Genomic DNA, 18,998 nt, shown 5'->3' with positions numbered 1-18,998 from the left:
GTCATGGAAAACGGCGTGGAAACCGCCGTGGAAAACAGCGTGGAAACCGGCTGGATTTCCAGACGGGTGCAGTGCTCGAAATGCGGAAATCCGGAATGCGCGCCCGCGCACTGCGCAGTTCGACACACTCGCGTGCCGCCGGTCAGCGAATCGCCTGCGCCTGGCGTAACGCCGCTCAGCATTGGGCTGCGCGTACCGACAACGTGGCGATATGGACCTCCCACGCGCCACCCATCCCCTGTTGCTGCAACTGCACACGCTGCTGCGTTCCCGCGGACTTTGGGCCCTGCTGGCACTGGCGTGCTGCGGGCTCAGCGGATGGATGGCGTATGAGCTGGCGCATGCGGTGTCGGCCCGTTCGCAGATGGCCCAGACCTCGCGCAGCCTGGCCTCGGTGTCGGCCGCGCTAGGCTCGATGCTCGGCCGCCACGAATCGCTGCCGCGCATGCTCGCGCTCGACCCGCGCCTCGCGCGAGCGGTGAACGAGCCAGCCGATGCGCATGCGATCGCCGAGGCCAACGCCTACCTGGCCGAGATCGCCCGCAGCGGCCAGCTGCTGGCCGCCTTCCTCATCGACGTGCGGGGCACCGCCATCGCCGCCAGCAACTGGAACCAGCCCACCTCCTTCGTCGGCCAGAACTATGCGTTCAGGCCGTATTTCACGGACTCGCTGGCACACGGCAGCGGGCGCCTGTATGCGCTCGGCGCGACCTCGGGCGAACCTGGCTACTTTCTTGCAAGCAGTATGCAAACAGCTGAGGGTTCGAAGGGAGTGGTGGTGGTGAAAGTGGCGCTCGACTCCGTGCTCGAGAGATCCGACGAGCAGGGCGAAGAGGTGGTGGCGGTGGTCGACGAATTCGGCGTCGTGTTCCTGTGTTCCCAGGCCTCGCTGCTCTACCGGCCGGTAGAGCCGCTGGGCGAGAAGGCGCTGGCCACGCTGGCGGCGACGCGGCGCTACGGCGGCCGCCTGGGTGCGGCGCTGCTGCCCGATGTGTCGCGCTCAACGCGGCCGGTGTGGCATGGGCTCGACGACCGCGGCTGGAGCATCGTCGCCTTCAAGGACATGCGCGGCGCACATTCGGCCGGGCTCCTGGGCGCCGTGGCCGGCGTGCTGGCGGCGGCCCTCGTGCTGGCGCTGGGCCTCTTCATCTGGCTTCGCCGCGCACGCGCCATCGAGCGCGAGCGCTCCCGCGCGCAGCTGGCCCAGAGCCAGGAGCGGCTGCATGCGGTGGTCGACAACCTGCCGGTGATGGTGTGTTTCGTGTCGAACAGCCAGCACTATGTGTTCGCGAACGCGCTGTACTCGCAGCAGTACGGCCGCAGCCCGCAGGAGCTGGAAGGCAAGGGCGTCTGGGAGGTCCTCGATCGCGAGGAATACGAGGCCACGCAGCCGCAGATGAAACGCGCGCTGGCCGGCGAGACCGTGGTGTTCGAGCGCGAGTACCGCAGCATGCGGCAATACCGCTGCTTCGAGGCGACCTACCGCCCCGAATGGAACGCCGACAGGAGCGCCGTCACCGGCGTGCACGTGATGACGCAGGACGTGACCCAGACGCGGCAGCGCCTGCAAGACCTGGCCCGCCTGTCGCAGCTCGACCACCTCACGCAGCTGATGAACCGCAAGGGCTTCGAGAACAAGCTCGCCACCGCGCTTTCGGCGGCCCCGGCCGACGGCAGCCTGCTGGCGCTGCTCTTCATCGACCTCGACGGCTTCAAGCCGGTCAACGACACGCACGGCCATGCGGCCGGCGATGCGGTCCTCAAGGCCTTTGCCAAGCGGCTCGCCCGCCTCGTGCGCGAAGACGACGTCGTGGCGCGCCTCGGCGGCGACGAGTTCGCGGTGCTGCTGCCGGCGATCGCCGACGTCGGCGTGGCCGAGCGGGTGGCCGGCGCGATCGTCGAACTGGCGCGGCGCCCGTTCTCGCTCGACGCGGGCCTCACGGTCGACATCGGCGCGAGCGTGGGCGTCGCCTACCGGCCGCACGACCGCGCGATCGATGCGCAGGCGCTGTGCCACAGCGCCGACACCTATCTTTATGACGCAAAGCGGCAAGGGCGCCGCACCTTCGTCATCGGCGAAGCGTTCGACAACGCAAGACCCCCCCTTGAAAGGTGCGAACCATGACATTGCTTGCCTTTGTGCGCCGGTTCTCCATCCGGTCGCGAATGCTCGTCACCGCCATCGCGGCGACGCTGGCGCTTCTCTGCGTGGGAGGTGTGGGCTTGGGCGCCCAGACGGTCGCGCAGTCGACCAACCGCGACTTCATCGATCACGACCTTGCGGCGATGAAGCTGATCGCCCAGTTGCGCACCGGCATGGTCAGCCTGCGCACCTACGAGAAGGACATGATCATCCATTACGAAAAGGCCGCCGAGGTCACCAAGGCCAAGGAGCGCTGGGTGAAGGCGCTGGCCCAGGTCGACGACACCGCACGCCGGCTGCGCGAGGTGCTGCGATCGGAGCAAGACCGCGCCCAGGTCGACGAGGCGATCGCGCACCTGGCGAAGTTCAAGGCGGCCTTCCTGCCGGTGGCCCGGCAGCTCGAAGCCGACGGTTTCGATTCGGCCCGCGTGGCCTGGACCTTCATGACCCGCGCACAAGGCGACTACGACGCCGCGCAGAAGAAGCTCGAAGCGCTGGGCGACGGGCTGGATGCCGCGGCCGTGGCCGGCGGCGAGCGGCTCGACACCACCGCCACCTGGGTCAAGCGCGTGCTCGTCGTGGCCGTCTTGCTCGCGGTGGCGGTCATCGTGCCGCTGACGCTCGTCAACATGAAGACCATCTGCTCGCCCATCCGCGACGCCGAGAAGCTCGCCAATGCCATCGCGCAAGGCGACCTGCGCGACCAGCCCGAGCACGACGTGGGCCGCGACGAGGTGGCAAGCCTGGAACGCGCCTTGTGGAGCATGCGCCGAAGGCTGCGCGCGATCGTGGCGCAGATCCGTGCCTCCACCGAGAGCATCTCCATCGCATCGCAAGAGATCTCGAGCGGCAGCCACGACCTGAGCCAGCGCACCGAGAAGGCCGCCGCCAACCTGCAGGAGACCGCCAGCTCGATGGCGCAACTGACCGGAACGCTCAAGGAAAGCGCCGACTCGGCGCACGAGGCCGATCAGCTCGCCAAGTCGGCGGCCGACGTCGCGCAGCGCGGCGGCACGGTGGTGGCCGACGTGGTGTCGACGATGAAGGACATCGACGACAGCTCCAAGCGCATCGCCGAGATCATCAGCGTGATCGACGGCATCGCGTTCCAGACCAACATCCTGGCGCTGAACGCGGCGGTCGAGGCAGCACGGGCCGGCACCGAGGGCCGCGGTTTCGCCGTGGTGGCCGCCGAGGTGCGCAACCTCGCCCAGCGCAGCGCCGCCGCCGCCAAGGAGATCAAGGCCCTGGTCCAGACCAGCGTGCAGCGGGTCGAGGCCGGATCGCGCTTCGTCGACGATGCGGGCTCGACCATGCAAGAGATCGTGCAATCGGTGCAGGGCGTGACCGGCATCATCGGGGCCATCACCGTCGCTTCCATGCGGCAAAGCGACGGGCTGAGCCAGGTCAACAGCTCCGTCGGCGACCTCGACCGCATGACACAGCAGAATGCGGCCCTGGTGGAGCAGAGCGCTGCGGCCGTCGAGTCGCTCAAGGAACAGGCGCTCAACCTGGCCCAGGCCATCTGCGTGTTCAAACTTGACGAGGAGCGTTCATGACCCCTGGCCTGCATCAGCTGACGATGACGGTGCTGATGACACCCGACATGGCGAATTTCAGTGGCAACGTGCACGGCGGCACGATCCTGAAGCTGATGGACCAGGTGGCCTATGCATGCGCCAGCCGCTACAGCGGCCGCTACGTCGTCACGCTCTCGGTCGACCACGTGACCTTCCGCGAGGCCATCCACGTGGGTGAGCTGGTCACCTTCCTCGCGAGCGTCAACTACACCGGCCGCACCTCGATGGAGATCGGCATCAAGGTGATGGCCGAAAACATCCAGGCGCGCACCGCCCGCCACGCCAACAGCTGCTACTTCACGATGGTCGCGATGGACGAGCGCGGCCAGCCGGTCGAAGTGCCGGTCTGGACCCCGGGCACGGAAGAGGAGGCGACCCGCCACGCACAGGCCCTGCGCCGCCGCAAGCTGCGCCTGCAGGCCAAGAGCGAGCACCCGACGCCCTGAAGCCGGCTCAGCGCTCGGCGGTCTTGCCGGGCTCGGCAGAGAAGTCGGCCGCGACGAGTGCGTGCCGGTGCAGCTTGTCGTAGAGCGTCTTGCGCGGCACCTGCAGCAGGTCGGCCGCCCGGCCCACATTGCCCTGCGTGTTGCGCAGGGCCTCGCTGATCATCGAGCGCTCCATCACGTCCAGGCGGGCCGCGAGCGAGTAGCCGGCGGCCTTGGCCTGCGCAATGCCGTCGCCGATGCCCAGGCAGAAGCGCTCGGCCGCGTTCTTCAGCTCGCGGATGTTGCCCGGCCAGTTGTGCTGCTGCCAGCGCACCAGGGTCTCGACCGTCAGGTCGGGCGGCTCGACGCGGTAGCGCTGCGCCGCGCACTGGATGAAATGCGTGGCCAGCAGAGGGATGTCGTCCAGCCGCTCGCGCAGCGGGGCGATCTCGATCGAGGCGACGTTCAGCCGGTAGTACAGGTCGGATCGGAACTGGCCCTGGTCGGAAAGCGCCTTCAAGTCCCCTTTGGCCGCGGCAATCACGCGGCAGTTGACCGGGATGGATTCATTGCTGCCCAGGCGCTGGATCTCACGCTCCTGCAGCACGCGCAGCAGGCGGGTCTGCATCGCCGGCGTCATCGACTCGATCTCGTCGAGGAAGAGGGTGCCGCCGTTGGCGTGCTCGATCTTGCCGATGCGCCGCTTGTGGGCGCCGGTGAAGGAGCCCGCTTCGTGGCCGAAGATCTCGCTCTCGATCACCGACTCCGGCAGCGCGCCGCAGTTGAGCGCGACGAAGTGGCCAGTGCGCCGGCTTTCCTCGTGGATCTCTTTGGCCACCACCTCCTTGCCCGCGCCGGTCTCGCCGACGATCAGGATGTCGACATCCGTCGGCGCGAGTGCGCGGATGAGCCGGCGCACCTGCACGATCGCGCTGCTCTGGCCGATGAGAGACGATTTTTCGGAGCTGGGCAATCGTTCGCGCAGCCGCCGGTTCTCGGCCATCAGCGCGTAGCGCTCGTGACCGCGCTTCACCGTGTCGACCAGCCGTTCGGAAGAAAACGGCTTCTCGATGAAGTCGTAGGCCCCATGGCGCATCGCCTCCACCGCCATGCTGACGTCGCCGTGGCCGGTGACCACGATGATGGGCAGTTCGCCGTTGCGCCCTCGCAGCTCCTCCAGGAACTTGAGGCCGTCGATGCCGGGAAGGCGCACATCGGTGACGACGACGCTCGGCTGCACCTGGTGCAACTCTTCGAGTGCCGCCTCGGCGCTCGCGAACGCCCGCACGTGCATCGATGAAAGCGACAGCGCCTGCTCGCACGCCTTGCGGACCACGGCGTCATCTTCGACCAGCATCACCGATGCGGCGCTGGGGGTGTCTCCTGTGTTCATGCGGCCTCCAGATCGATGGAGAACTCTGCACCCGACGGGGTGCTGTGGGCCTGCAGCCGGCCGCCCATGCTTTCGACGATGCCGAGCGACAGTGCGAGCCCGAGGCCCAGCCCTTCGCCCGCCGGCTTGGTGGTGAAAAACGGCTCGAAGAGATGCGGCTGCACATCGGGCGCGATGCCGGGCCCCGAGTCGCGCACGCGCACGATCACGCGCCGATCGAGACGCTCTGCGCTGACGTCGATCTGGCGCGTGGGCAGGCCCGCGACCTCGTCGAGCCCGTTGCGCAGGAGGTTCACGAGCACCTGCGCGAGGCGCGTCTCGTCGGCGCGCACCCACAGGTCGGGCGAAACCTCGTCCTTGTCGATGGTGGCGCTCAGTTCGTCTCGCCGGGCCTCGACCAGCATCGCAGCCTGCGAGACCACGTTGAAGACGTGCACCCGCCCAGGCTCGGTCGATGACTTGCGGGCGAACGCCTTGAGCTGCGTGATCGTGCGGCCCATCCGGGCGGCCACTTCGCTGATGAGTTGGAGGTTCTCGCGTGTCTCGGGAATGCGGCCCTGGCTGAGCAGCTGGCTGGCGTTGGACGAGAGCGTGAGCAGGGCGGTCAGCGGCTGGTTCAGCTCGTGGCTCATGCCGGCCGAGAGCTGCCCGAGCACGGCGAGCTTGCCGGCCTGCACGGCCTTGTCCTGTGTCTCTCGCACGATCGCCTCGGCGTTCTTCAGTTCGGCCACCTTGCGCTCCAGCTGTGCATTCGCATCGCTCAACGCGAGCGTGCGCTGCGCGATGCGCCCTTCGAGGGCCGCGTTGGCCGCCGACAGCCGGGCCTCGGCCACGCGGCGGTCGCGGCGCCTGCGCCGGCGCAGGTCCCATTGCACCGCGAGCGCGAGCAGCAGGCCGCCGCTGAGCGTGACGACCAGCGCGCCGGTGAAGGCGGCGCGGTGCGCTTCCTGTGGGTCGACCAGCATCAGCATCTGCCAGCCGAGCGGGCCGATCGGGTGGTTGATGACGGTGTAGTCGCGCGTCGTGCCGCCGCGGGTGAGGGAGACGGTGCCATAAGGCGCGATCACCGCGTCGTGCCCGGAGATGGGCAGGAGCGGCGCGTCACCGTACTGGCGGGTCTGGCGGAAGCGCTCGCGCGCCGAGGCCGACAGCGGCCCCAGCACGCGGTATTTCCACTCCGGCACCGAGCTGAGGAAGACCACGCCGTCCTGGTCGGCGAGCAGCACAGTCTCGCCGCTCTGGCGCATGGCCTCCTCGAAGCCTTCGAGCGTCACCTTCACCGCGATGACGCCTCTGGCACCGCGTGCCGTGCGGATCTGCGAGGCGAGAAAGTACCCGGCCTCGCCGCTGGTCACGCCGATGCCGTAGAAGCGGCCGAGCCGGCCATCCAGCCCGTCGATGAAATACGGGCGAAAGCTGTAGTTGCGTCCGACGAAGCTGGCCTTCTGGTTCCAGTTGCTGGCGGCGAGCGTGAGGCCGGTGTCGTCGATCAGGTAGGCGGCGGTGACCTGCGCCGTGGCCGCGGCGGCTTCCAGGAATGAATTGGCCGCGCGGCGGTTCGCATCGTCGGGCGAATCAAGCAGTGCCGACAGCTGGCGCTCCAGCCCGAGCACACCGGGCAGCACCTCGTGGCGCGTGAGCACGGCGTCGAGCGTGAGGGTGAAGAACTCCAGCCGCTTGGCGCCGGTGCGCTGCTGATCCTGCAATCGACTGTCGAGCAGGAAGCGGTAGGTGAACGCACCCAGCGCCACACACACGACAAAGGCCAGCACCGTCCACGAGAAACGTGGCCAGCCCTGCGTCGGGCGGGATGTCGTCCCCAGGGTGAGGTCAGGCGCAAGCATGGGCAGCGGCATGGGTTCAATGCGCGCAGTGTTGTGCCGTTCACGCGCCCCTGCGTCGTGGAAGCTACGTACACGCGTGATGAATCGGCGGGATGTGCGGGCCGCCGCAATCGCATCCGTTGCGCGTGCGGATTTCCAGCCAGCCCGAGCTGCTCGCTTGCGGAGGAAGTCGCAGGCTTCAGAGGTGAAGCGAGAGCTGCGTCACGTTTGCGGCGCTTGGCACGGCCGATGCAATGAAGTCGCCGCGTCATTCAAACGGAGACAGACGATGCAACTCAGATTCATGGCCAAGTACTTCATCACGCTCACGCTTGCCTGCATTTCTCTTGCAGCCGCGGCCGAGTACCCCGACAAGCCGGTGCGCGTGATCGTGCCGTTCGCGCCGGGTGGCACGACCGACATCATTGCGCGCGTGGTGGCCGACCAGATCCAGGTGCCGCTCGGCCAGCCGATGATCGTGGAGAACCGCAGCGGCGCCGGCGGCATGCTCGGCGCCAACGAGATCGCCAAGGCCCCGGCCGACGGCTACACCGTGGGCATCGCGACGGTGTCGACCACCGCGGCCGTGCCCTCGCTCAACCCCAAGGTGCCCTACGACCCGACCACCGACTTCACGTCCATCATCAACATCGCGGCCACGCCGAACGTGCTGGCGGTGCACCCGTCGTTTCCGGCCAAGGACTTCAAGGCCTTTCTTGAATTGGTGAAGGCCAACCCGGGCAAGTATTCGTTCGCCAGCTCCGGCGCCGGCGGCATCGGGCATCTGCAGATGGAACTCTTCAAGTCCATCACGCAGACCTTCATCACCCACATCCCGTACCGCGGCGCGGGCCCGGCCCTGACCGACGCGGTCGCGGGTCAGGTGCCGATGATCTTCGACAACCTCCCATCGGCGCTGCCCTTCATCAAGGACAACCGCCTGCTGCCGCTCGCCGTGGCGGCACCCAATCGCCTGGCCATCCTGCCCAACGTGCCGACCTTCAAGGAGCTGGGGCTGGAGCCGGTCAACCGCATGGCGTACTACGGCCTGCACGGCCCGAAGAACCTGCCGCGACCGGTCGTCGTGAAGCTGCACGGCGCGGTGAAGAAGGCGCTCGAAAATCCGGCCACGCGCAAGCGGATCGAAGACACCGGCTCGATCATCATCGGCAACACGCCCGAGCAGTTCGCCGCGGAGACGAAGGCCGAGTACGCCGTCTACAAGCGCGTGGTCGAGCAGCAGAAGCTCAAGCTCGACTGAGCGGGAGGCCACCATGCTGTACCCACGGATTCTGCTGCGCGCCCTGGCCGCGCCGGCGCTGCTGCTGTGCGCGCTCGCCGCCCGGGCCGACATCGTGATCGGCCAGACCAGCGGCTTCACCGGGCAGGTCAAAGGCAGCGTCGAGGAGTTGTCGCTCGGCGCGAAGCTCTACCTCGATGCGATCAACAAGGCCGGCGGCGTCAATGGGGAACGCATCCGCCTGGTCCAGCTCGACGACAAGTTCGACCCCAAGCTCGCGGCGGCCAACGCCGAGACCCTGATCGTCAAGGAGAACGTGCTTGCGCTCTTCCTGACGCGGGGCACGCCGCACACGCAGGCCGTCCTGCCGCTGCTGGCCAGGCACAAGGTGCCGCTGATCGCGCCCTCGACCGGCGCGATGGTGCTGCACCAGCCGCCCCATCCGTACGTGTTCAACGTGCGCGCCACCTACCAGCGCGAGGCGATGCGGGCGATCGAGCACCTGGGCGTGATCGGGCTGCAGCGTGTGGCCGTGCTTCACGTGAAGGACTCCTTCGGGGCCGATGCCGTGGTGGGGGCGCTGAAGGGCTTCGAGAACATCGGCAAGAGCCCGGTGGTGGTCCACGAGTTCGAGCGCGAAGCGCCGGTCTTCTACGGCGTGGCGTCGAAGATCATGCACAGCAAGGCCCAGGCGGTGCTCGTGATCGGCTCGTCGACCGCCGTGGCCGATGCCACGCAGGCCATCCGCACGGCGGGCTCGTCGGCGCAGATCCTGACCTTGTCCAACAACGCCTCGGGCGCGTTCATCAAGCAGATGGGCGCGCACGCGCGGGGCACGATCGTGACGCAGGTCTTCCCGTACGAGCGGGCGTCGGGGCCTCGCTTCGTGCGGCAGGCGCTCGAGTACGCCAAGGCGCAGAAGGGCCTGACCGCACTCTCGCCGGCGATGCTCGAAGGGTTTGCCGCGGCCAAGGTGCTGGTCGAGGCGGTGAAGCGCGCCGGCCCCAAACCCACGCGCGCCGGTGTGCTCGCCGCACTCGACGGCATGCACAGGCTCGACATCGGCGGGCTCGAACTCTCGTATTCGCCGACCGACCACACCGGCTTCGACTTCGTCGACCTGTCCATCATCGCGGCCGATGGGCGGTTCACACGATGAGCACACCGCACGACCTCTTTGCAGTCAGGAGAGCGTGATGGACTTCTTCATCGACGAAAGCGGCCACGGCGGCGACCGGCCGGGCCGCGGTGCGGGCCTGGGCTTCGGGCGGCACCCGGTCTTCTCGCTGGTGGCGATCGGAGTGGACGACTCGATGGCGTTTTTCGAGGAGGTGTGGCGCCTGCGCGCCCGGCACGGCGCCAGTCGGCGCGATGCCGGGCGCGCCGCGGCGGAAAAGAAAACGGCCTTCGTGCAGGAGCTGGTCGAGATGGTGGTCGGGGCAGGGCGGCCGCACTTCATCGAGGTGGTCGACAAGCGCTACCGCATCTGCGTCAACGTCGTCAGTGTGTTGCTGCTGCCGGTCAGCGAAGACGACGAAGAAGACCCCGACGTCGCCGAAGAGCGCAACCATCTGGCCGACTGGCTCTGCCTCAACGCGCCCGACCACGTGCTGGTGGCCTTTCTGGAGGCCTGCCGCCTGCCGGGCGGCGGCACGCTGCGGCTCGCGCTCGATGCGCTGGCCGAGATTCCCTTCGAGCCCTGCTCGCCCGTGGCACAGGCCGTGCGCCGGCGTGCGCTGCACAGCCTGGGGCGCTGGAAGGCCCTGCAGAAGACCGACCACAACGCGCACCTGCGCTTCCTGCCGCGGCGCGACCGGCACAGCCGTGGCGACGATGCGGTGTGGCGGCTGCCGCGCCAGTCGTCGTTGACCAATCTCTACACGCGCATCAACCTCTTCTGCAGCCACACCGCGATGCCGCAGCGGCTGGTGCACGACGACCAGCTGCAGTTCGACGGCCTCGACGCCGAGGCGAAGACGGCCTCGGAGACGCTCGGTGCGTTCTGCCAGGAGTTCTTCGCGCCGACCTCGTCGTTCGTCTTCGAGCAGCGGGCGCCCTTGGTCCTCAACGACTCCGACGAGTGCCCGGGCTTGCGCATCGCCGACACGATCGCGAGCTTCGTGATGCGGCAGGTGCGCGAGTTCCACGCCGGCCGGCCGCTGGACGGCGCGGCGAAAGAAGCCATCCGCGGGTTGCTGACGGTGCGCACCGAGGAGCCCGGCACCGGCACGAACTTCGTGATGCCGGGCGCGCGGCGCGAGGCGTTGCACGAGGCGCTGCTGCAGTAGCGCCACCGGCGCGGCGAGGCGCCGCGCCCCCCTATGTTGATCCGGCCCGGGCTATTGACGCTCGGGTATCCGGCTCCTATCTTTTGCCGCTGTGCAGCGCGAGTCCGACGGAAAGAGAGAACGCTGCGACAGGGGAGACAGGCATGGCGGACAACAAGGCATCGAGAGAGCTGATCGGCAACTCACGGGCCATGCAGATGCTGAAGCAGCGCGTCGAGCGGGCGGCTCGCTTCGACGTGGCCGTGCTCATCGAAGGCGAGACCGGCACCGGCAAGGAGCTGGTGGCCCGCGCACTGCACTACCTGAGCCCGCGCTGCGATGGGCCGTTCGTGCCGGTCAACTGCGGCGCCTTGCCCGAGTCGCTGATCGAGAACGAATTCTTCGGCCACCGGCGCGGTGCCTTCACCCATGCCGTGGGCGACAGCCCAGGCCTGCTGCGGCTCGCGCAGGGCGGAACGCTCTTCCTCGACGAGATCGACTCGCTGCCACCCAAGGGACAGGTGATGCTGCTGCGCCTGCTCGAAGAGCCGGTGTTCCGCCCGCTGGGCGCCGACCGCGAGCAGCGCTTCGACATCCGCATGCTGGCTGCGAGCAACCAACCCCTGGAGCTGCTCGCGCAGCAGGGGCGCTTCCGCGCCGACCTGCTGTTCCGGCTCAAGCTCATCGACCTGCGCATCCCGCCGCTGCGCGAGCGCGAGGGCGACGTCGACCTCTTGGCCGACCACTTCATGAAGTCGGTGGCGCAGCGCTACCACCTGCAAGCCGGTTGCCTCGATGCCGTGGCACGGGACTGGCTGCACAGCCACCACTGGCCGGGCAACGTGCGCGAGCTGGAGCACTGGGTCTGCCGCAACCTGCTGCTGGGCGAGACGGTGGATGCGGCGCTGGCATCGCCTCATGGTGCGGGCAGCAGCAGCGGCGAGCACCTGCGCTACCGCGAGGCCCGCATTGGCGCACTCGAAGCCTTCGACCAGCGCTACCTGCGCGAGCTGCTCGGCCGCCATCGCGGCAACATCACCCACGCCGCGCGTGAAGCCGGCAAGGAGCGGCGCGCGCTCGCACGCCTGCTCAAGCGTTACGCGCTCGACGCCGCAAGTTTTCGCAGCGGCACGTCCTGAGCGCCGCCACCACCCACTCCACCATCTTCAGCAGCGTGTCTCGTCGGCCGACCGGCCGGCACGTTGACCCGCGCCTGCGCCGAGGCGCGGCCGTCCCACCGCCGGGTCATCGCTGACCCACCGGCTTGCGCCGGGCGCGCGACCCGCATCAGCCGTGGCTGCGCCGGGTTTCCACCGGGTCGCCCGCGACCCACCCCGATACAAGTCGCCGTGCAAATCACGAGGCAAATCAAGGACTTGTATTTTTTCGCGCCTTGGCACGCGCTGTGCGAAAGCCCACGCATGCGCAAAGGGGACCTGCTCATGACAGCTGAGGCCACGGCGACCGAATCGGTGGCGAGGGAAATCCTCGCGTACTTGAACAAGCGGCCGCAGGCCTGCGACACGCTCGACGGAATCCTTCAGTGGTGGCTGCCGCGCATCCGCCTCGAAGAGGCGACCGAGACCGTCGAGCAGGCACTGGTGCTGCTCGAGCGCCGGCACCTCGTCGACCGCGTCGCCTCGGCGCCGGGTCCCGTGATGTACCGCCGCCGGCTGCGCGAGCCCGACCTGCCCGCGCGCAAGAAGGCAACCGTGCGACGTGACCAGAGGAACACGCGATGAACCACATGCCCCTGCTGGCCCTTCGGGCCGCCTCTTCGCTGGCCCACACCTCCAACGACACCCACGACCGCCCGCGCATCCGCGCCAACCGGCAGGAGGTCGACGACCGCTTTCCGGTGCTCGGCTTCACCGTCGACACCCGCGGGCTGCCTTGGTACGAAGTGATCCTCGCGTCATCGCCGGCGCACTTCGACCCGGCGCGTGCCCACGAGCGCGATGCGAGTTTCTATTCCAGCCGCGCCGACAGCGGGCTCATCAGCGCGGAGAGCACGCTCTACACCGTGCCGTCGGCGGTGCTGAAGCGCTTCGCCTCCGGGCGCTCGATCTACTACACGCTCGTGGCCTATGCCGATCGACAGCTGGGCGGCGCGCAGCCCTCGCACACACTGGCCGAGCTGGCCCACGACGCGCCGCGCGTGCAGCTGGCCGCCGGCTTCAGCGGCCGCACGCTGGCCGCGGTGCTGGGCGTGCCGGCGCACCTGCTGCAGCGGGTGCCGCCGAGCCTGGCCGAAGAAGCCGCCGCGAGCAACGCCGAAGACGATCGCGGCGAAGGCGAAGACGGCTACGGCCGCGCCAGCGAGGCCGAAGGTGAGGGCGACTGGGACGTCGACAGCTACGCCGCAGACGAGTACGGCGAGCCGCCTTACGGCGTGGAATCCGGCGCCGACAGCCACGACGCCACCGAAGACGAGCCGACCGAAGGCAACGAGGGCGCGGCGGCGCAGGCCTGGTCGGCCGACGAAGACTACGACGACGGCTTTGGCGGGCATGCTGGCGCTGTCGCGGCGGGCGAGCCGCCATACGACTATGACGAGCTGTCGGGCGCATCCGACAGCAGCTGGCCGCAGGGCTCGCCGACGCCGTCGATGCTCGAAGACCATGAGCAACCGGGCGACGATTCCCACGGGCCGGCCGAGGGCGCCGCCTACGAGGACTACTCCGACGGCTACGGCGATTCCGCCACGCCGCAGGCGTTCGATGATGGGCAGGCGTTCGACGGGGGGCAAGCCTTCGACGCCTCGGAGGCCTACGACGCCGCGCCCCCCGCCGCACCACTCGACGTGCCGGCCCAGCGCCGCCTGCTCGAAGGCGTGCTCGCCGTTGCCGGGCCGCCCGAGGGCTACGCCACCACACTCGCCGATGCCGAGTTCAACGGCCAGTTCGGCGAGCACCCCGCCCGAGGCCGCTACCACCTCGGCCTTGCATTCGGCATCGGCCTGGCGAGCCAGGACCGTGGCGACCTCGGCGCGCTGCTGCGCCTGATGCAGCAGCGCGACCCGTCGATGTTCAAGCAGGTGTTTGGGCCGCACTCGGGCGAGCTGATCGACACCACCAACCGCACCGGCCCGGGTGCCGCGCAGTCGCCCGACGGCCGCGGCGCGCGTGTGCAACCCGTCGGCGGCGAGGACCTCTGGTCGCCCAAGTGGCTGGCACGCTTCAAGGAATCGGCGCGACCCGACCTCTTCGGTGCCGGCAAGCCGCAGCTCTTCAATGGCGCGCAGAACGAACACGTGGTCGCCCTCTACCTGCATCCGATGCTGCCGCTCGCGCGCCTGCTCGGGCTCGACACGCAGCGCGCGCTCGGCGTGCTGTTCGACCGCGCGCTGCAGATCGGCGTGCAGCGTGCGACCGACTGGGTGCTGTCGGCCATCAGCCCGATCCAGACGCTCGCACAACGCCAGAAGGTGCTGGCGGCCCTCGGCCACGACAGCCTGGTGGACTTCCAGCGCAGCCAGCCCGGCATGCTGGCCGACGGCGAGTGGGGGCCGGTCACGCATGCGGCGGTGCTGCGCGCGCTGCGTGCGCTCGGCAGCGCCTCGCCCTTGCCGATGCCGCAGACCACCGCCGAAGCGGTGGCCGCCTTGCAGCGCCGCGCGGCGGGCGAACCGTGGCAGGCACGCCTGACCCGTGTGCTGGGTGCGCTGGGCGACGAGCGCTACGCCTTCTGAGCCGTGCGACGCGGAGACCCCACGATGAACACCAGGACGCCCTCCGAAGTGCAGCGTGTGCGGCAGTTGAACGAGCTGCTGCTCGGAAGCCCGTCCTACCAGGCGCTGGATGCGGGCACGCAGCGCGAGCTGGCGCAGGCCGTGGGCAAGATCAACGGCTTTCTGGCGGCAGACCCCGCCTCGGGCCTGGCACGGCCTTTCGCGCCCGACCTGTCGAGCCTGCGCGCCGGCGGCCCCGGCGCGTCTGCACCTCCGGCGTCGGGCTGGCCGGCGCCGCCCTCGCCAGCACCCGCGCCCGCAGGCGCTGCGCCCGCGCCGGCGGGCGGCAGCCCCGGTGCGGTGAGCCGCGCGGGCGAGGTGGCGCGGGCGACGCTGAGCGCGATCGACTTCCCGTCGTTCGTGGCCTCGCTGATCCAGGGCACCTTCCAGGCCATCGTCAACGCGTCCATCCAGCAGATGGAGGCGTATGCCGAGATGCTGAAGAGCGTGGCCGGCACCGTCGACCGCTTCATGCAGGACAACATCAGCGACGGCATGGCCCGCGACCACCTGGCCGAGCAGTACGGCCAGCTGTTCACCCGCGACACCAGCGGCGGCACGCCGCGCCTCTCGATGCAGCCACGCAGCCGCAGCGGCGCCGGCAACGCCGAGCTGCCGTCCTTCTTCAAGGACATGGGCTTCTCGACCCCCGACGACATCGACGAAGACGCCATCGAGCAGGTGGTCGTGCCGCAGACACGGCGCCACCTGGCCGAAGCGCGCCAGCGCACGCTGGCCACGATGGTGCTGATGGGCATCAACCGCGTGGTGGTCGACGACGGCGAGATCTCGGCCAAGCTGCAGTTCCACATCGACGCGAGCGAGTCGATGGCGATGCGCTTCGACCAGACCAAGACCACCGCCGGCAACATGAGCGGCACCGCCGGGCGCAGCCCCTTCGGCGCGCAGGCGGTGATGGTCAACACCGCGAGCATCAACGCGCAGAGCGACATCAACGTGCGCGCCGACCTCACCGGCCAGGTGAAGGTGAAGTTCCGCAGCGAGACCTTTCCGCTCGAGCGCTTTGCCGATTCGGCGGCGATCCAGCTCATCAACGGCAACGCCCGCGTGCCGCAGGCCGCAGGCGCCGTGCCGGCCGCCCCCGCACCCGCCGTGGGGGCCGCACCCGCGCCTGTGGCGGCGCCGCCGGCGGCACTGCCGGCACCGCCACCGCAGCCGGTGGTGAGCCAGGCGTGGGGAGGAGAAGACCCATGGGCACCCGGGGCTTGAACCATGACACGCCCGCTCGCCGACACGCTGCTCGCGCTGGTGGGTTCGGTGGCCGATGCGCCCGCGTACGGGCTGACGGTCACCGAGCTGTCGCTGGAGCTGCCGGTGGAGCTGCAGATGGCCGAGCACCAGGGCACGCTGACGCTCCTTGGCAGCCCGCCGCATTCGCGCTGGAAGGCGGGCTTCCTGCCGCCGGTGCACCCGCTGCGCATGAGCTTCACCTTGATCGACGGGGACGACCGTGGCCAGTGACGGCGCATTTCCTGTCGAGGACTTCATCAACGCGATCACCACGCAGCTCGATCGCGTGCAGGACGCCCTGCGCCTCAAAGCGGTCAACCGGCCGCTCACCTATGCCCTCAAAGACCTGCAAATGGAGCTGAAGGTGTTTGTCGACCTCGATCCCCAAGGCAACGTGCGCTTCCGCCCGGCGGGGCCCAACGAGTCCGGCGCGAGCACGGTCAACTTCGGCTTCACGACGATCACCAAGCCGATGATCGAGGAGAACACCGTGTCGATGGCGGCCACGCGCAGTGCGCCGCTCACCGAGACTTCGGCCTGTCGGGCGACGAGCAGCAGCGCCTGGAGCGCATGGGGGTGCGCAACCTCGCACAGCTCAACCAGCTGCGCGCCTCGACCGGCATGCAGACCATCTCGCGCCTGACCGATGTGTCGCTCGACCGGTTGCGCTCGGTGATCGAACGCGGCACGCCGGTCGTGCGTGGTGTGACGCCCACGCCCCAACCCTCGCCACCACCCGCGCCACGCCCGGCGCCCCCGGTCGCCAGCACGCCGCTGCCCCGGCCGCCGATCAAGACGCCGCCGTTCTTCCCGAGGCCACCGGTGTCGACGATGCCGCCCGCACCGATGCCCAAGCCGCCACGCACGCCTCCCATCCTGCGGCTGGCGCCGGGGCAGCGGCAGATCGCGGTGATGGGGGCCAACCTGGCCGAAGGCGAACGCTGGCCCGAGGTGCGCCTGAATGCGCAGCCGCTCGCGCTCGCCGAAGCCGAGGCCGACCACCTGCTGGTGCAGCTGCCCGATGAGCACCAAGGCGGCACGCTCGAGATCGACCTGCCGGGCGGGCAGGTGATGGCGTACGAGCTCGCGGTCGGCGATGCGGACCACGCGCATGAACACGAAAGCGCCAGCGCCTTCGACGACTGGGCCCCGCTGGGAGCGCGCGAATGAGGCGCCCCGGCCACCTGATGCTCACGCTGCGCAGCGGCGAAGCGCCGTCGCACGTGCCTGCGCACCTCGACTGCCTGGCCGGCGCGGGCCGCGCAGCGAGCCGCCTCGACGGTGGCCGCATCGACGCGGCGCTGTCGCGCTACGGCGGCGGTGCGCGCATCGAGACGGTCTACCACGCACGCCGCTCGCTCGGCCGCTTCGGCGAGCACCACGCGCATTTCGACGACACCGAGGAGTCGCTCGGCTTGTCGCGCTGCTACCGCGTGCAACTCGGTGACCGCGAGGCCACCGACTCGGTGGTCGCGGCCCTGCGCGACCTCGCCGCCGTCGAATCGGTGGGCGTGCAGATGCTGGTGTGCACCGAAGACTCCACGCACCATGCCGTGCTGCCCGACATGCAGGCCGCGCGCCAACCGCACGAGCAGGTCAATGCGCCGGCGGCCCTCGCGATGGAACCGGGCGACGAGCGTGTCACCACCGCCGTGGTCGACACCGGCATCATCGTCGGCCACCCCGAGTTCCAGCGCAAATGCCTGGCTGGCTACGACACCGTCGACATCGGCATGGGCCGTGTGGCCGACAAGCTGAAGCTCGTGGGCGACTCGCGCGGCCTCGACTACAACCCCTACGACGACGTGGGCCACGGCTGCCACGTGGCCGGCATCATCGGCGCGCAGGGCTGGCACCTGCCGCGCGGCGTGGGCGGGCGCAACCTGCTGCTCGCGGTGCGCGTGCTGGCCGGCGCACTCGACGAGCGCCGCGGCAAGCGTGTCGGCGTGGGCTGCCAGCCCGACATCGATGGCGGCGTGAAGGTCGCCGTCGACCTCGGCGCCGACGTCGTCAACATGAGCTTCGGCACCCCGGCCTCGGGCCTCGACCCCGAGGCACCGCTGCCGCACCGCGCAGTGGTGGCCTATGCCACGAGCCGCGGCTGCACGCTCGTGGCCGCGGCCGGCAACTCTGGCATCGAGGAAGTCATCTACCCGGCGGCCTTGCCCGAGGTGATCTGCGTCGCCTCGGTCGACGCGCAGGGCCGGCGATCGAGCTTCTCGACGCAGGGCGCGCACGTCGCGCTGGCGGCGCCGGGCGAGCGCATCTTGAGCTGTGGCGTGCGCGGCTACCAGCACAGCTCGGGCACCTCGTTCGCCGCACCGTTCGTGTCGGGCGTGGCGAGCCTGATGAAGGCACGCGCCCGCCGCAGCGGGCACCGGCTCGACGGTGCGCAGACCAAGGCCCTGCTGATCGACAGCTGCAAGCCGCTGGGGCAGGGCGGCTTCAGCCGCGACACCGGCCACGGCCAGCTCGACGCGGTAGCCGCGTTGCACGCACTCGACCGCTGGATGCAAGTCGGGAACGCCGGAAAGGGGCGCAAGCCATGAGCGAATCGATCCAGCGCTCGCTGTGGCGCGTGGCCCGCGCCTTCGGCAAGCTCGCCCGCGACGACGGCGCCTCGCGTGCGCAGGCCGACAAGCTGCGCCGCGCGTACTGGCAGCTGCTGTGCGATCTGGAGCCCACGTTCGACGCCGCGCAGCGCGCCGAGCTGCAGGCACTCGTCGCCGTGGCGCGGCCCGGTGCGCCGTCGGCGCAGATCGCCGCGCTGGCCCTGCCACTCTTTGCGCCCGCCGCCTTGCTCGGCTGGGCGCTGGTCAACCGGCCGCAACTGAATTTCAGGCTCAAAGAAGCCAAGCGGTGGCTGGAGATCGCACGCGCTCCGCCAGGTGTTCCCGACATCGAGGGCGTGGTGCTCAACGTGGCATCGCGCCTCGCGAGCAAGGCACAGGTGAAGAAGTTCGAGTCTCTCTTCGATCAACTCTGGCAACAGGAGAAAGCCATGGCAGTCACATATTCCTTCGACCCGCGCGGGCTTCCCCCAGGGTTCGACCAGGCAGCACAGACCAATTTCGTCAACGCCGTCTTCGCGCGGCTCGACACCAGCTTCTATCAGGGCGGCGGCGGCTCGGCCGCGAAAGACGCCG

16 protein-coding genes are annotated in these 18,998 nt (G+C 69.5%); 14 read left to right on the top strand and 2 right to left on the bottom strand.

Annotated features, from left to right (window positions below; genetic code table 11):
• Positions 1-211 precede the first annotated feature (211 nt).
• Genes LRS03_RS05395 through LRS03_RS05385 form a run of 3 tightly spaced genes read left to right on the top strand, consistent with a single transcriptional unit; the run spans position 212 to position 4,169 of the window.
• Positions 212-2,125 (top strand): diguanylate cyclase domain-containing protein, encoded by a 1,914-nt coding sequence (locus LRS03_RS05395; protein ID WP_257824371.1) that lies wholly within the window; start codon positions 212-214, stop codon positions 2,123-2,125.
• Positions 2,122-3,702, top strand: a complete 1,581-nt coding sequence (locus tag LRS03_RS05390; protein ID WP_257824368.1) for a methyl-accepting chemotaxis protein — start codon at positions 2,122-2,124, stop codon at positions 3,700-3,702. The genes LRS03_RS05395 and LRS03_RS05390 overlap by 4 nt, the downstream gene beginning before the upstream one ends.
• Entirely contained in the window at positions 3,699-4,169 is a 471-nt protein-coding gene (locus tag LRS03_RS05385; protein WP_257824367.1) for an acyl-CoA thioesterase, read from the top strand. The genes LRS03_RS05390 and LRS03_RS05385 overlap by 4 nt, the downstream gene beginning before the upstream one ends.
• 7 nt (positions 4,170-4,176) lie before the next feature.
• Here the strand turns inward: LRS03_RS05385 and LRS03_RS05380 are convergent, their stop codons facing one another.
• Positions 4,177-5,541 (bottom strand): sigma-54-dependent transcriptional regulator, encoded by a 1,365-nt coding sequence (locus LRS03_RS05380; protein ID WP_257824360.1) that lies wholly within the window; start codon positions 5,539-5,541, stop codon positions 4,177-4,179.
• Positions 5,538-7,385: a sensor histidine kinase gene (locus LRS03_RS05375; RefSeq protein ID WP_257824358.1), complete on the bottom strand. Its 1,848-nt coding sequence runs from the start codon at positions 7,383-7,385 to the stop codon at positions 5,538-5,540. Before LRS03_RS05375 ends, LRS03_RS05380 begins: the two co-directional genes overlap by 4 nt.
• A gap of 283 nt (positions 7,386-7,668) precedes the next feature.
• Between LRS03_RS05375 and LRS03_RS05370 the strand changes: the two genes are divergently transcribed.
• The 11 genes from LRS03_RS05370 (at position 7,669) to LRS03_RS05320 (ending at position 18,401) form a co-directional block, all read left to right on the top strand.
• Positions 7,669-8,625, top strand: a complete 957-nt coding sequence (locus tag LRS03_RS05370; protein ID WP_257829426.1) for a tripartite tricarboxylate transporter substrate binding protein BugE — start codon at positions 7,669-7,671, stop codon at positions 8,623-8,625.
• Positions 8,626-8,638: 13 nt separating this feature from the next.
• Complete coding sequence (locus LRS03_RS05365) at positions 8,639-9,763, top strand: ABC transporter substrate-binding protein (RefSeq protein ID WP_257824356.1); 1,125 nt, start codon at positions 8,639-8,641, stop codon at positions 9,761-9,763.
• Between the two features lie 37 nt (positions 9,764-9,800).
• Positions 9,801-10,892, top strand: a complete 1,092-nt coding sequence (locus tag LRS03_RS05360) for a DUF3800 domain-containing protein (protein WP_257824354.1) — start codon at positions 9,801-9,803, stop codon at positions 10,890-10,892.
• Between the two features lie 143 nt (positions 10,893-11,035).
• Positions 11,036-12,010, top strand: a complete 975-nt coding sequence (locus LRS03_RS05355) for a sigma 54-interacting transcriptional regulator (RefSeq protein WP_257824352.1) — start codon at positions 11,036-11,038, stop codon at positions 12,008-12,010.
• Between the two features lie 210 nt (positions 12,011-12,220).
• Positions 12,221-12,613, top strand: a complete 393-nt coding sequence (locus tag LRS03_RS05350) for a hypothetical protein (protein ID WP_257824350.1) — start codon at positions 12,221-12,223, stop codon at positions 12,611-12,613.
• Positions 12,610-14,562: a hypothetical protein gene (locus tag LRS03_RS05345; protein WP_257824348.1), complete on the top strand. Its 1,953-nt coding sequence runs from the start codon at positions 12,610-12,612 to the stop codon at positions 14,560-14,562. Before LRS03_RS05350 ends, LRS03_RS05345 begins: the two co-directional genes overlap by 4 nt.
• Before the next feature lie 24 nt (positions 14,563-14,586).
• Positions 14,587-15,831 carry a hypothetical protein gene (locus LRS03_RS05340; protein WP_257824347.1) on the top strand — a complete coding sequence of 415 codons (1,245 nt, stop codon included), beginning with the start codon at positions 14,587-14,589 and terminating at the stop codon, positions 15,829-15,831.
• Between the two features lie 3 nt (positions 15,832-15,834).
• Entirely contained in the window at positions 15,835-16,083 is a 249-nt protein-coding gene (locus LRS03_RS05335; RefSeq protein WP_257824345.1) for a hypothetical protein, read from the top strand.
• Positions 16,073-16,495, top strand: coding sequence for a hypothetical protein (locus tag LRS03_RS05330; protein ID WP_257824343.1), 423 nt, complete (start codon positions 16,073-16,075; stop codon positions 16,493-16,495). Before LRS03_RS05335 ends, LRS03_RS05330 begins: the two co-directional genes overlap by 11 nt.
• Positions 16,429-17,022 carry a hypothetical protein gene (locus tag LRS03_RS05325; protein ID WP_257824342.1) on the top strand — a complete coding sequence of 198 codons (594 nt, stop codon included), beginning with the start codon at positions 16,429-16,431 and terminating at the stop codon, positions 17,020-17,022. The genes LRS03_RS05330 and LRS03_RS05325 overlap by 67 nt, the downstream gene beginning before the upstream one ends.
• Positions 17,019-18,401 carry a S8 family peptidase gene (locus LRS03_RS05320; RefSeq protein ID WP_257824341.1) on the top strand — a complete coding sequence of 461 codons (1,383 nt, stop codon included), beginning with the start codon at positions 17,019-17,021 and terminating at the stop codon, positions 18,399-18,401. Before LRS03_RS05325 ends, LRS03_RS05320 begins: the two co-directional genes overlap by 4 nt.
• Positions 18,402-18,998: the final 597 nt, after the last annotated feature.

The sequence above is a fragment of the Rhizobacter sp. J219 genome, assembly GCF_024700055.1.
Taxonomy (GTDB): domain Bacteria; phylum Pseudomonadota; class Gammaproteobacteria; order Burkholderiales; family Burkholderiaceae_C; genus Rhizobacter.
The sequence above is the reverse complement of the archived record's forward strand: the minus strand, read 5'-3'. Positions and strand labels throughout refer to the sequence as shown.